Raw genomic sequence first — 12,034 nt, 5'->3', positions numbered from 1 at the left:
ATCGCGCCCCCCTTGAAAATGTTCCGCCTTTGTTCTATTTTGTTCTTAACAGGAACAAAGGAACGCCGTCATGGCCCACGCATCTGTTATGGAACCCGCCCTGCCCGGACTGTTTGTTCCGGTTCAAACCGACCTACCGCTGAATGTGCCAGAGCCTGCGACCGACAAGCAGGTGGCTTACGCGATGGCAATTGCCAAGCGGACGGGCAAGGATTTGCCGCAAGCCGTGCAGCGGGACCGGCGGGCGCTTTCTGCCTGGATTGACGCGCATAGGGTCAAGCCGGTCGAGGGCAAGTTCAGCAATTATCCCTCGGGCAAGCAGGTCGCCTTTGCCGAGCGGATTGCGCGGATCAAACGGCAGGATGTGCCGCGCGAATGTTTCAAGGACAAACAGTTGATGTCACGCTGGATCGACGGGAACAAGCCACGCTGAGGTGCGCGTCTTTGACACCTTTCGCAGTGCGTGGTTGCGTCCTATCTTTACGCTATGTACCAGACCACCCCCCCTGATGACGACACCCGCGTTTTGTACAACGCCGAGTGTCCTGTGTGCCGCTTTGAAATTGACCACTATGCTGGTTACAGCCGCAACAACGGGCTGCCGATCCGTTTTGATGACCTGAACAGCGATGCGCTGGCGTCATGGGGTGTCACTGCGGATGCGGCGGCGCGACGGTTGCATGTGCGCAAGAACGGTCAAGTGTATTCCGGCATCCCCGCATTTGTGTTGCTGTGGCAGGACATGCCACGCTTTCGCTGGCTGGCACGGATTGTGTCGTTGCCGGTGGTGCTGCCAGTCGCGGCATGGCTGTACGACTGGGTGCTGGCACCGGTCTTGTACCGCTGGCATCTGGCACGCGGGCGCAGGGCAGCAAAGGTGCTGTAACGTCAACCGGATTTCGTCAAATTTTCCATAGCCTACGGGTCGGAACAGGTTAATTTGATCCTATGGCTTATCCAAGATCTCTTACAGAAACGCTTGCCGACGGGTCGGTGCATGTCATCGGATTGACCGGATCGGTGGTTGGTGCGGCGATCCTGCTGGGCCAGATCATACCTCATGCACCTGTCACAACAGTCGCATCTGTCGGCATTTATCTGGCGGTTCTGGTTTTTGCCTTTGCCGCTTCTGCCAGCTATCACTTGCTGCCGTGGGACCGGTCGCGCCCGATATTGGCACGGGTGGATCATGCGGCGATCTATCTAAAGATTGCGGGCACTTACACGCCGCTGGTCTTTGTTCTGGGGTCTGTCACCGGATATATTGTGCTGGCCTTTGTCTGGCTGGTGGCCTTGGGCGGGGCAATCGCCAAGCTGTCGTTCTGGGCCACGGACGGACGCGGTTCGCTGGCGTTGTATCTGGCGTTGGGCTGGGCCAGCGTACTGTTGATCTGGCCGATGTGGTCCAGCCTGAGCGGTGCGGCAATGACATTGGTCGCAGCCGGAGGCCTGACGTATTCTGCGGGGGCGGTGTTCTTTGCCATGCGGGAATTCCGGTTTCAGATGGCACTGTGGCATGTGTTTGTCGTTGTCGCCTCGGCGTGTTTCTTTGCGGCCATTGCACTGAGCGTTTAAAGCGCGTCCAGATAGGACCGAACGCATGTCTGCACATGGCGAAACCGGTCGCCGCCGAGATGTTTGCCGCCATACCAGCGTGTCACCACGATCAGGTGATCGGTCAGTTCTTCACGCTCCAGCATCCGCACAATCACCATACCTGCGCCGGCCTCGCCGTCGTCGCCTTTGGTCGGGCCACCTTCGGTCAGGATCGCCGCCCATGTGTTGTGCGTCGCCTTGGCGTAGGCCTTGTCCCGCTTGAGTTGCTTCAGCGCCGCGTCAATCTCGGCACGGTTCTTCACAGGCACGCCAGAGACCGCATATTTCGATCCTCGGTCGGTCAGGATTTGCCCCAGTTGCCTCACGGGGGCAGGTTACAATGCCGCCGCAGTGCGGCGCACAATCTCCATACGTGCGGTATTGGGCGGATGGGTGCCCAGAAACCGGTTACCCGGATCGGGGATGCGGCGAAAGAATTCGGCGCCGCGCAACGGATCATAGCCCGCGCGGTACGTGATGACCGTGCCCAGCGCGTCTGCCTCAAGCTCGAATTCCTTGGAATAGCTGCGCGCGCCCACTTGTTCGCCCAGGCGTTGCGCCGATTCCACAGCCCCCGCATCGCCGCCGGTCAGCGTGGCCAGCCCTGCAAAAATCACCGCACCGGCCACCGCGTTCTGGCGTTGCCGTGCGATGTGACCCGCGATGTGGTGCGCTGACTCGTGGCCCATGACAAATGCGATCTCATCGGCGTTATAGGCTTCCTGTATCAGCTTGAGCGTAAAGAAAATCACCGGACGGTTGGATTTGTCCAAGGTCTGATAGGCGTTGGCAGGCTGGTTCGGGCGGTCGTCGACAACGATGCGGAAATCGCAGTTCACGCCTGTCGTGCGGTTGCGACATTCACGTTCGGCTACCGGCTCCAACCGTTGCACGACCTGCACAAAGGCGCGCTCGGCCTGATCCGAATTGCGCAACTCATCAAACGACGCCGCACGCACGTTTTGCGCCGTTGTCTGCGGCGCAGGGCCAGATACTGTCGGCACGTCGCAGGCGGCCAACATGGCCAGCGGCAGCAGAACCTGCACCAGTTTCTTGAGCATACGTTTCATTCCCTTAGCTTGAGTGGCGTTTGAAGCGCCGCAATCGTTGCTGCCTAACTTAACATGTCCTCGGCCCGCTTCCAGCCCCGTTACGGGCCGATCACGGGGGTCTGATCATTGGATGCGGATCACCGCTTGCATGTCCGGCCTGCGCGGGTAGGCTTGGGCTATGTTTACAATTGAGCACGAATTCGACTCGACCGTGATCACCTTGGTGGACGATGGCGGCGCGCCGTTGCAAGAAGATGTGATCGTCAACACCTTTACCGAATGCGTGACGGTCGAACAATTCGACCCGCGCACCGATCAGGTCATGAAAATCACCCTCAGCCATGCGCAGGTGCGCGATATGTCTGCCGCACTGGACCTGCCCGAAGGGGTCTATGCCATCCGCGAGCGCGACAGCGACGGCACCACATAAATACGCCATTGATGCTGGACGCTCCGGCCCATCCTGATAACGTCCGGCCAAATTCAGGAGAGCGTCAGATGCCCATTGGAACCGATATCAGAACATTTTTTGAAGGCAGCTGGCATGACGGCGATGTGCCGGTCATGAAGGCAGCCGACCACGGGTCATGGCTGGGCAGCACTGTTTTCGACGGGGCGCGGTTCTTTGAGGGGTATACCCCCGATCTGGCCGCCCATTGCACGCGCGCGAACCGCTCGGCCCACGCGCTGATGATCACGCCCACTGTCAGCACCGAAGATATGGTCGCCGCCGTTCACGAAGGGCTGAAGGCTTACGACCCGTCCGAGCCTGTTTACATCCGCCCGATGTATTGGGCCATCAACGGGGATGCCTCTGGTATCGTGCCAATGCCCGAGGGCACCGGCTTTGCCATTTCACTGGAGAAGGTGCCAATGGCCGCCCCCGAGGCATCAACCACGCTGACACGTACCCGATTCCGCCGTCCAGTGCTGGAAGACGCAGTTGTGAACGCCAAAGCGGGATGTCTTTACCCCAACAATGCGCGGATGCTGGCCGAAGCCAAATCCAAGGGTTTTGGCAACGCACTGGTGGCAGATGCTTTGGGCAATGTGGCAGAGACCGCGACCGCCAACGTGTTCATGGTGCGCGACGGCGAGGTGTTCACGCCGGTGCCCAATGGCACCTTCCTGTCAGGTATCACGCGGGCGCGCCACATCAGCAACCTGCGTGCGGATGGCGTGACCGTACACGAGACAGTTCTGGGTTTTGATGATTTTCACGACGCCGACGAGGTGTTCCTGAGCGGCAATATGATGAAGGTCACCCCAGTCACCGCCTTTGACGACACCCAGTACCAGATCGGGCCAATCACACGACGAGCGCGGCAATTGTATTGGGACTGGGCCGCATCCGAAAGGTAACAGCATGACCAAACCTGTGGAATTCTGGTTCGAATTTGCCAGCACTTACAGCTATCCCGCCGCCATGCAGATCGAAGCCGCTTGTGCCGCGCACGGCGTGCCGCTGGTCTGGCGGCCATTCCTGTTGGGGCCGGTCTTTGGTGCGCAGGGCATGACGGATTCGCCGTTCAACCTTTATCCGGTCAAGGGTGCCTATATGTGGCGCGACTTGGACCGCATCTGCGAGGCGGCTGGCCTGCCCTTGCAAAAGCCCTCAACATTCCCGCGCGGCAGCATGCTGGCGGCGCGGATTTGTGCGGCCAACGCCGATGCGGGCTGGATCGGGGATTTTGTCCGCGCGGTCTTTTCCGCCAACTTTGCCGAAGATCTGGACATCGGCCAAGCCGAGGTAATCGGCCCAGTGCTGGAAGCCCTTGGGCAGGACGCGGCAAGCATTATCGAAAACGCAGGCACAGCCGAGACCAAACAAGCCTTACGCGACCTGACCGAAGACGCCATTGCGCGCGGCATCTTTGGCGCGCCCAGCTTTACCGTAGGCGACGAATTGTTCTGGGGCCACGATCGCATGGCCATAGCACTGGCAGAGGCGACCCGAGATGACTGATGAACATTGCGTGGTGCCGTCCCTTGGGCCATGCTGTTGCAGAAAAGGGAGGACGTGATGCGCAAATTTCTGGTCGTGCTGGATGACAGCCGCGAATGTCTGAACGCTATGCGCTTTGCCGCCATGCGTGCGGCCAAAACCGGCGGCGGCGTGGCAGTGCTGTCGGTGATCCCACCTGACGAGTTTAACCACTGGATCGGCGTCGGTGACATCATGCGCCAAGAGGCCCGCGAGCGGATAGAGGCACATTTCGAGGTTTTCGCCAAATGGATGCGCGACAAACAGGGCGTTAACCCCGAACTGGTTATCCGCAATGGTCATGCCGCCGAGGAAATCATCGCCCAGATCACCGAAGACCCCGAGATTGGTATTCTGGTGCTGGGCGCTGGCACCGACAACAAGGGCCCCGGCCCGCTGGTCACACAGCTGTCGCGCAACGCGGCCTCTCTGCCCATTCCGGTCACCATCGTTCCGGGTGATCTGAGCAAGGAAAAGCTGGAAGCGATCACGTAAACCGGTCGCATTTGCGCGCGGCAGTTGCCGCAATGTCCGGCCTCTAAACGGTCAATTTTCAGCCCAGACCGAAGGAGCGGACTCCCGCCGGAATGACCCGGAAAAGGCGCGGGCGGGCCGGGGTGCCGCAAAGGTGACACAGTTTAGAACCGTTCCAAACCTTGACTTGCGGGCGTTTGATCCGCATATCAGAGACAACAGCCCATGAGGAGCGCTTGCCATGTTCATCCAAACCGAATCGACGCCGAACCCCGCGACATTGAAGTTTCTGCCCGGTCAGACTGTTCTGGAGATGGGTACAGCCGATTTCCCCACAGCGGACGCCGCCACCAAGTCACCTCTGGCCCAGCGCATTTTTGCCGTATCGGGCGTGACGGGTGTATTCTTTGGCACCGATTTCGTGACCGTGACCAAGGACGATGCAACCGAGTGGGACCACATGAAGCCCGGCGTTCTGGGTGCGATCATGGAGCATTACCAGTCCGGTGATGCCGTGATGGTCGAAGGTCACGCCCCCGCATCCGGCCACGCCGAACACAGCGGTGAAGACGGTGCAATCGTCGGCCAGATCAAGGAACTGCTGGACAGCCGCGTGCGCCCTGCTGTTGCTCAGGACGGCGGCGACATCACATTTCACGGTTTCGACCGCGGCGTGGTCTATCTGCACATGCAGGGCGCCTGCGCTGGCTGCCCGTCGTCCACGCTGACGCTGAAAATGGGTATCGAAAACCTGCTGCGCCACTACATCCCCGAAGTCACCGAAGTTCGCCCCGTAGCGGTCTGAAATCTGTGCCTGACACCCCAAGTTCCGATGGGCGCTGCGATTGCGGCGCCCTGCGCGTTTGTACACTGCAAAGAGCCCGGCCATGAGCACCCCTGTGATCCTTGGCTTTGACACCTCGGGGGCGTGGTGTGCCGCCGCGCTGTGGGTGGATGGCGCAGTGGTCGAGGCGATCGCCGAAGAGATGACACGCGGACAGGCCGAGCGCCTGATGGGTCTGCTGCAAGAGCTTTTGGCTCGTCACGATCTGGTGTGGCGTGATCTGGATGCGTTGGGTGTCGGCGTTGGCCCCGGCAATTTCACCGGCATCCGCATCGGCGTGTCCGCCGCGCGCGGTCTGGCGCTGGGCCTGGATGTGCCTGCCTATGGCGTCACCGGATTCGAACAGCGCCGCGATCTGCAAACAGAGCCTGTCTGCGTTCCCGCCCCGCGCGAATTGGTCTATGTAATGCAGACGGGTGCGCCGACACTGGTCACTCGCGCATCACTCGAGGCCGATGGGACCACCCTGCCTTCGCAACCGGCCCCTGCCGACCTTGCCGCTGCCATCGTAACACTTGCCGCTGAACGGTTTCCGCAGGTGGCACCGCCACCCGCGCCTTACTATCTGCGGCCCGCAGACGCAGCCCCCGGTCGCGATGTGCCGCCTGTGATCCTGCCGCCGGACAGCCCATGACTCCGCTGCACATGGCGCACATCCACGCCGCCGCCTTCACTTCGGCCCGACCGTGGTCGGCTGATGAATTTGCCGCCCTCCTGGACAATCCGCACGTCTTTGCAAGCAGCCAACCGCAGGGCTTTGCCCTTGTACGCGAGGTTGCAGGCGAGGCCGAATTGCTGACCATTGCCGTCCATCCCGACCATCAAGGCCAAGGAATCGGGCGCGTGCTAATGGTGCAGTGGATGGATCGCGTGCGCCCAACTGCCTCTGAAGCATTTCTTGAAGTGGCTGCCGACAATGCCCCTGCCCTTGCTCTCTACACAGCGTGCGGCTTTGGGCAGGCGGGGCTTCGCGCCGCGTATTACCCGCGTGCGAACGCTCCTGCCGTGGATGCAGTGCTTATGCGCGCGTCGCTTGGTTAACCTCACCCAAGGTAAGCGTCGCGATTCCACCCCCCTGCGTAGAAAAAGCGGTTGACCCCGCCCCAGTGGTGCGGCCTTATTTGCATCTGATCAATTTGATCTGCCTGTTTTGCACACAGAAATGCACGGGCGTCGGGCCCCACTGCCCCATCGGGCGGCAGGCTCCAAACACGAAAACTGGGAGATACCACATGACCCTAATGCAAAAATTTCTGGGCGCCGCAGCCGGACTGACTCTGACAGCCGGTGCCGCCTTTGCCGAACCAGCACTGATCTACGATCTTGGCGGCAAATTCGACAAATCCTTTAACGAAGCCGCCTTTGCCGGTGCGCAGCGCTGGTCCGAAGAAACCGGCGGGACGTTCCGCGAAATCGAAATGCAGTCCGAAGCCCAGCGCGAACAGGCTCTGCGCCGCTTTGCAGAATCAGGGGCCGATCCGGTCATCACCACCGGCTTTGCCTTTTCCAGCGCACTGGAAGTTGTGGCGCCTGACTATCCCGACACCACCTTCGTTACCATCGACGGCTGGGTGGACGCGCCCAACGTCAAGGTCATCGGCTTTACCGAGCACGAAGGTTCCTATCTGGTCGGCATGATGGCGGCGCAAGCGTCGAAAACCGGCACTGTCGGCTTTATCGGCGGCATGGACATCCCATTGATCCGCAAATTCGCCTGCGGTTACGCCCAAGGCGTCAAAGCCGTGAACCCTGATGCGACAATCGTCGCCAACATGACCGGCACCACACCTGCCGCATGGAACGACCCCGTAAAAGGATCCGAGTTGACCAAGGCACAGATCAGCCAGGGCGCTGATGTGGTCTATGCCGCAGCAGGCGGCACAGGCGTTGGCGTTCTGCAAACCGCCGCCGACGAAGGCATCCTGTCGATCGGCGTGGACAGCAACCAGAACCACCTGCACCCTGGCAAGGTTCTGACCTCGATGCTCAAACGCGTTGATGTTGCCGTGTACGAATCGATGTCAGCAGGCGAATCGCTGGAAGGCGGGGTTCAGGTTCTGGATCTGGCCAACGGCGGCGTCGGCTATGCGATGGATGAAAACAATGCCGATCTGGTGACCGAAGCCATGCAAACCGAAGTCGACGCAGCGGCCGCGTCGATCGCGGCAGGCGACATCAAAGTGCATGATTACGCCTCGGACGACAGCTGCCCCGCACTGACGTTCTGATCGCATCACACAGCAAAAGGGGCCGCGCCATTCAAACTGGCGCGGCCCTTTCGCAAGATAAAGGGTTCGCCAGCCATGCCTGCCACCACCGTTGCCCCCGCGATTGAACTCAAAGGCATTTCCAAAGCCTTTGGCCCCGTGCAGGCCAACAAGGACATTTCCATCCGTGTAATGCCCGGCACAATCCACGGGATCATCGGCGAGAACGGCGCAGGCAAATCCACCTTGATGAGCATCCTCTACGGCTTTTACAAAGCCGATGCAGGCGAGGTTTTCATTAGCGGCGCCAAAACCGATATTCCCGACAGTCAGGCAGCGATTTCGGCTGGCATCGGCATGGTGTTCCAGCACTTCAAGCTGGTCGAAAACTTCACCGTGCTTGAAAATATTATTCTGGGTGTCGAAGACGGATGGTCGCTCAACACCTCGCTGGGCAAGGCCCGCAAGGAACTGCTGGGGCTCGAACAGGAATATGGGCTGAATGTGAACCCCGACGCGGTGATCGAAGATCTGGGTGTCGGCATGCAGCAGCGCGTCGAAATCCTAAAGGCGCTGTATCGCCGGGCCGACATCCTTATTCTCGACGAACCCACCGGCGTGCTGACCCCCGCCGAGGCCGACCAGCTGTTTCGCATTCTGGGACGGCTGCGCGAAGAGGGTAAAACCATCGTCCTGATCACCCACAAGCTGCGCGAGATCATGGATATCACCGACACCGTCAGCGTCATGCGTCGCGGCGAAATGACCGCCACGGTAAAGACCGCCGAAACCTCGCCCGAGCATCTGGCCGAGCTGATGGTGGGCCGCAAAGTGCTGCTGCGCGTCGACAAGGCCCCCGCAACCCCCGGCAAGGTCGTGTTGGATATCAAGAACCTGCATGTGACCGACGAGGCGGGCGTCGAGCGGCTCAAGGGCATCGACCTGCAAGTGCGCGCGGGCGAGATCGTGGGCATCGCGGGTGTGGCGGGCAACGGCCAGTCCGAATTGCTGGCACTGCTGGGTGGCTATGCCCACGGCACCGGCACCGTGTTGCTGAACGGCGATCCCATCGAACTCAGCGGCAAACATGCCGACGGCCAGTCGCGCCGTGCACGCGGCATCGCACACGTTCCCGAAGACCGCCAGCGCGAGGGTCTGATCTTGGGTTTTCACGCGTGGGAAAACACCGCCTTTGGCTATCACCGCGATCCGGCCTATCAATCGGGCCCGTTGATGAACAACGCCGCCATCCGCGCTGACACGGAAGCCAAGATGGAACGCTTTGACGTTCGGCCGCCCAATCCGAAATTGGCCGCCAAGAACTTCTCGGGCGGCAACCAGCAAAAAATCGTCCTCGCTCGCGAAATCGAACGCAACCCCGACCTTTTGCTGGTGGGCCAACCCACGCGCGGCGTTGACATCGGCGCCATCGAATTCATCCATCAACAGATCGTCGCCCTGCGCGATCAAGGCAAGGCGATCCTGCTGGTCTCGGTCGAGCTTGAAGAAATCTTTTCACTGTCCGACCGCATCGCGGTGATGTTCGACGGTCACATCATGGGCGAACGCCTGCCCGACCAAACCGACGAAAAAGAACTGGGGATGTTGATGGCCGGAATGGAGGTTCCGCTATGACCGTGCTTTCTTCTGGCTGTAAATATCTCAGGGGAGTCCCGCAGGGACGGGGGCAGCGCCCCCACCGCCCCGCCCGCCACACAGGAGCCGCCCGATGGATGTGATGCCAAAATGGGCCGAGGTAACCCTTGTACCTTTGATTTCGCTGATCCTTGCCGCGATCATTTCCGCGCTGGTGATCCTTGCTATCGGAGAAGACCCGATCGCCGCTGTTAAACTGATGGTCTCGGGCGCACTCGGGTCGACTTATGGCTGGGGTTATACGCTCTACTACGCCACCAATTTCATGTTTACCGGCCTTGCCGTCGCCGTCGCCTTTCACGCGCGGCTGTTCAACATCGGCGGCGAGGGTCAGGCGGCTTTGGGCGGTTTGGGCGTCGCGCTGGCCTGTCTTTTCATCCCTTGGCCACATTGGTCGCTGGCGCTGCTGGGCGCGATTGTCATGGCTGGTATTTTCGGCGCGATCTGGGCCGCGATTCCGGCCTATTTGCAGGCCAAGCGCGGCAGCCACATCGTGATCACCACGATCATGTTTAACTTTATCGCAGCCTCGCTGCTGAATTACATCCTAGTGAACGTCCTGCGCCCGCGCGGCAGCATGGACCCCGCCACCGCCCGTTTCCCCGAAACCACCCAATTGCCAACGCTGCACGAGGTTCTGGCCCCCTTTGGCATCAGCTTCTCGAAGGCGGCCCCTGCCAACATAACCCTGCTGGTGGCAGTTCTGGCCTGCGTTCTGGTCTGGGTTCTGATCTGGCGCACGCGTTTGGGTTTTGAACTGCGCGCTTACGGGCAGTCGGAAAGTGCCGCCAAATATGCGGGCATTTCGCCGTTCAAAATCACAATGGTCACTATGATCATCTCTGGCGGGTTGGCCGGACTAATGGCGATCAACAATGTGATGGGCGAGGCCGAGCGCCTGGTGCTGAACGCCGTCGAAGGTGCCGGTTTCATCGGCATCGCCGTGGCACTGATGGGCCGAAGCCACCCCTTTGGCGTGTTTATCGCCGCGATCCTGTTCGGGTTTCTCTATCAGGGCGGTGCCGAACTGGCGTTGTGGACGTCGATCCCCCGCGAGTTGATCGTGGTCATTCAGGCACTGGTGATCCTGTTCACCGGCGCGCTGGACAATATGGTGCGGATGCCACTGGAGCGGATGTTTCTTGCCATCCGCCGCGCCCGCGCGCCCAAGCCTGAACGCAAACCCGTAGAGCCGGCGGAGTAATCTTATGGATTTCCTGACCTTGATCCAGCTGCTGGACAGCACCGTGCGTCTGGCGACACCGTTGCTGCTGGCCTGCCTTGCGGGCCTGTTCAGCGAACGCGCAGGAATTTTCGACATCGGCCTTGAAGGCAAGATGCTGGCCGCCGCCTTCTTTTCTGCCGCTGTCGCTGCGGTCACGGGGTCGGTCTGGTTGGGGTTGCTGGCGGGCATCGCCGCGTCGCTCATGCTCAGCGCACTGCACGGCGTTGCCGCAATCACCTTTCGCGGCAACCAGTTGATTTCCGGCGTGGCCATCAATTTTCTGGCGGCGGGTCTGACCGTGCTGATCGCGCAAAGCTGGTTCCAGCAGGGCGGGCGCACCCCGTCGCTGATCGGCGGCGGGCGGTTCACGCCGATCACCCTGCCCTTTGCCGAGGCTCTGGCCGACGTGCCGGTTCTTGGCCCGATCTATGCCGAGTTGATCTCGGGCCATTCCATACTGGTCTACATGGCCTTTGCCGCCGTGCCGCTGACATGGTTCGTGCTGTTTCGCACACGCTTTGGCCTGCGTTTGCGGGCGGTGGGGGAAAACCCTGCTGCTGTGGACACTGCCGGCGTCTCAGTGGTCGGGCTGCGCTACGCCGCCATTGCGATTTGCGGCGTGCTGTGTGGCATCGCAGGGGCCTATTTGTCCACGGCTCTGCAGGCAGGTTTTGTCAAGGATATGTCCGCAGGCCGTGGTTATATCGCGCTGGCGGCGCTGATCTTTGCCAAGTGGCGGCCTTGGTACGCGCTTTACGCGACCTTGTTGTTCGGCCTTTTCGGAGCCTTGGAAACGCGGCCCGATGTGATCACAGCTCTGACCGGACTGCGAGTTCAGGGCCAGTTGTTGGGCGCACTGCCCTATATCATGACGGTGATTATTCTGGCGGGTTTTGTTGGTCGCGCCACACCACCCCGCGCGGGGGGCGAACCCTATGTCAAAGAACGATAGGTCCAGATCGCATGACTTATCGGTCCTGATATCCGATGCTGCGG

At 60.6% G+C, this 12,034-nt stretch carries 16 protein-coding genes; 14 read left to right on the top strand and 2 right to left on the bottom strand.

Annotated elements, in window-relative coordinates; genetic code table 11:
- The first annotated feature begins 70 nt into the window (after positions 1-70).
- The 3 genes from SULPSESMR1_RS02150 to trhA all read left to right on the top strand — a co-directional run bounded on the left by SULPSESMR1_RS02150 (position 71) and on the right by trhA (position 1,575).
- Positions 71-433: a hypothetical protein gene (locus SULPSESMR1_RS02150; RefSeq protein WP_240311501.1), complete on the top strand. Its 363-nt coding sequence runs from the start codon at positions 71-73 to the stop codon at positions 431-433.
- Positions 434-487: 54 nt separating this feature from the next.
- The gene (locus tag SULPSESMR1_RS02145; protein WP_089422081.1) at positions 488-886 is read left to right on the top strand and encodes a thiol-disulfide oxidoreductase DCC family protein; all 399 of its coding nucleotides are present in this window, start codon (positions 488-490) and stop codon (positions 884-886) included.
- A 62-nt stretch (positions 887-948) separates the two neighbouring features.
- Entirely contained in the window at positions 949-1,575 is a 627-nt protein-coding gene (gene trhA, locus SULPSESMR1_RS02140; protein ID WP_089419356.1) for a PAQR family membrane homeostasis protein TrhA, read from the top strand.
- Here trhA and SULPSESMR1_RS02135 read toward each other — a convergent pair.
- Both SULPSESMR1_RS02135 and SULPSESMR1_RS02130 read right to left on the bottom strand, forming a co-directional pair.
- Positions 1,572-1,922 (bottom strand): YigZ family protein, encoded by a 351-nt coding sequence (locus SULPSESMR1_RS02135; protein WP_089419355.1) that lies wholly within the window; start codon positions 1,920-1,922, stop codon positions 1,572-1,574. The genes trhA and SULPSESMR1_RS02135 overlap by 4 nt on opposite strands.
- A gap of 9 nt (positions 1,923-1,931) precedes the next feature.
- Positions 1,932-2,666, bottom strand: coding sequence for a M48 family metallopeptidase (locus tag SULPSESMR1_RS02130; RefSeq protein WP_089419354.1), 735 nt, complete (start codon positions 2,664-2,666; stop codon positions 1,932-1,934).
- Positions 2,667-2,826: 160 nt separating this feature from the next.
- On the opposite strand from SULPSESMR1_RS02130, the gene SULPSESMR1_RS02125 reads away from it, so the two are divergent.
- The 11 genes from SULPSESMR1_RS02125 to SULPSESMR1_RS02075 all read left to right on the top strand — a co-directional run bounded on the left by SULPSESMR1_RS02125 (position 2,827) and on the right by SULPSESMR1_RS02075 (position 11,990).
- The gene (locus SULPSESMR1_RS02125) at positions 2,827-3,078 is read left to right on the top strand and encodes a hypothetical protein (protein WP_089419353.1); all 252 of its coding nucleotides are present in this window, start codon (positions 2,827-2,829) and stop codon (positions 3,076-3,078) included.
- A gap of 68 nt (positions 3,079-3,146) precedes the next feature.
- On the top strand, positions 3,147-4,010 hold the full coding sequence (locus SULPSESMR1_RS02120) for a branched-chain amino acid aminotransferase (protein WP_089419352.1): 864 nt from the start codon (positions 3,147-3,149) through the stop codon (positions 4,008-4,010).
- A 4-nt stretch (positions 4,011-4,014) separates the two neighbouring features.
- Positions 4,015-4,614: a 2-hydroxychromene-2-carboxylate isomerase gene (locus tag SULPSESMR1_RS02115; protein ID WP_089419351.1), complete on the top strand. Its 600-nt coding sequence runs from the start codon at positions 4,015-4,017 to the stop codon at positions 4,612-4,614.
- Between the two features lie 57 nt (positions 4,615-4,671).
- Positions 4,672-5,127: a universal stress protein gene (locus SULPSESMR1_RS02110; protein WP_089422080.1), complete on the top strand. Its 456-nt coding sequence runs from the start codon at positions 4,672-4,674 to the stop codon at positions 5,125-5,127.
- Between the two features lie 220 nt (positions 5,128-5,347).
- Positions 5,348-5,911 carry a NifU family protein gene (locus tag SULPSESMR1_RS02105; RefSeq protein ID WP_089419350.1) on the top strand — a complete coding sequence of 188 codons (564 nt, stop codon included), beginning with the start codon at positions 5,348-5,350 and terminating at the stop codon, positions 5,909-5,911.
- 82 nt (positions 5,912-5,993) lie between these two features.
- Positions 5,994-6,584: a tRNA (adenosine(37)-N6)-threonylcarbamoyltransferase complex dimerization subunit type 1 TsaB gene (gene tsaB, locus SULPSESMR1_RS02100; RefSeq protein WP_089419349.1), complete on the top strand. Its 591-nt coding sequence runs from the start codon at positions 5,994-5,996 to the stop codon at positions 6,582-6,584.
- Positions 6,581-6,991: a ribosomal protein S18-alanine N-acetyltransferase gene (gene rimI / locus SULPSESMR1_RS02095; RefSeq protein WP_240311502.1), complete on the top strand. Its 411-nt coding sequence runs from the start codon at positions 6,581-6,583 to the stop codon at positions 6,989-6,991. The genes tsaB and rimI overlap by 4 nt, the downstream gene beginning before the upstream one ends.
- A gap of 191 nt (positions 6,992-7,182) precedes the next feature.
- On the top strand, positions 7,183-8,178 hold the full coding sequence (locus SULPSESMR1_RS02090; RefSeq protein WP_089419348.1) for a BMP family lipoprotein: 996 nt from the start codon (positions 7,183-7,185) through the stop codon (positions 8,176-8,178).
- Between the two features lie 75 nt (positions 8,179-8,253).
- A complete protein-coding gene (locus tag SULPSESMR1_RS02085; protein ID WP_089419347.1) occupies positions 8,254-9,792 on the top strand; it encodes an ABC transporter ATP-binding protein in 1,539 nt (512 codons plus the stop codon).
- A gap of 94 nt (positions 9,793-9,886) precedes the next feature.
- Positions 9,887-11,017, top strand: a complete 1,131-nt coding sequence (locus SULPSESMR1_RS02080) for an ABC transporter permease (protein WP_089419346.1) — start codon at positions 9,887-9,889, stop codon at positions 11,015-11,017.
- 4 nt (positions 11,018-11,021) lie between these two features.
- Complete coding sequence (locus SULPSESMR1_RS02075) at positions 11,022-11,990, top strand: ABC transporter permease (protein WP_089419345.1); 969 nt, start codon at positions 11,022-11,024, stop codon at positions 11,988-11,990.
- Positions 11,991-12,034: the final 44 nt, after the last annotated feature.

The sequence above is a fragment of the Pseudosulfitobacter pseudonitzschiae genome, from assembly GCF_002222635.1.
Lineage (GTDB): Bacteria > Pseudomonadota > Alphaproteobacteria > Rhodobacterales > Rhodobacteraceae > Pseudosulfitobacter > Pseudosulfitobacter pseudonitzschiae_A.
This window is presented reverse-complemented; position numbering and strand designations above follow the sequence as displayed.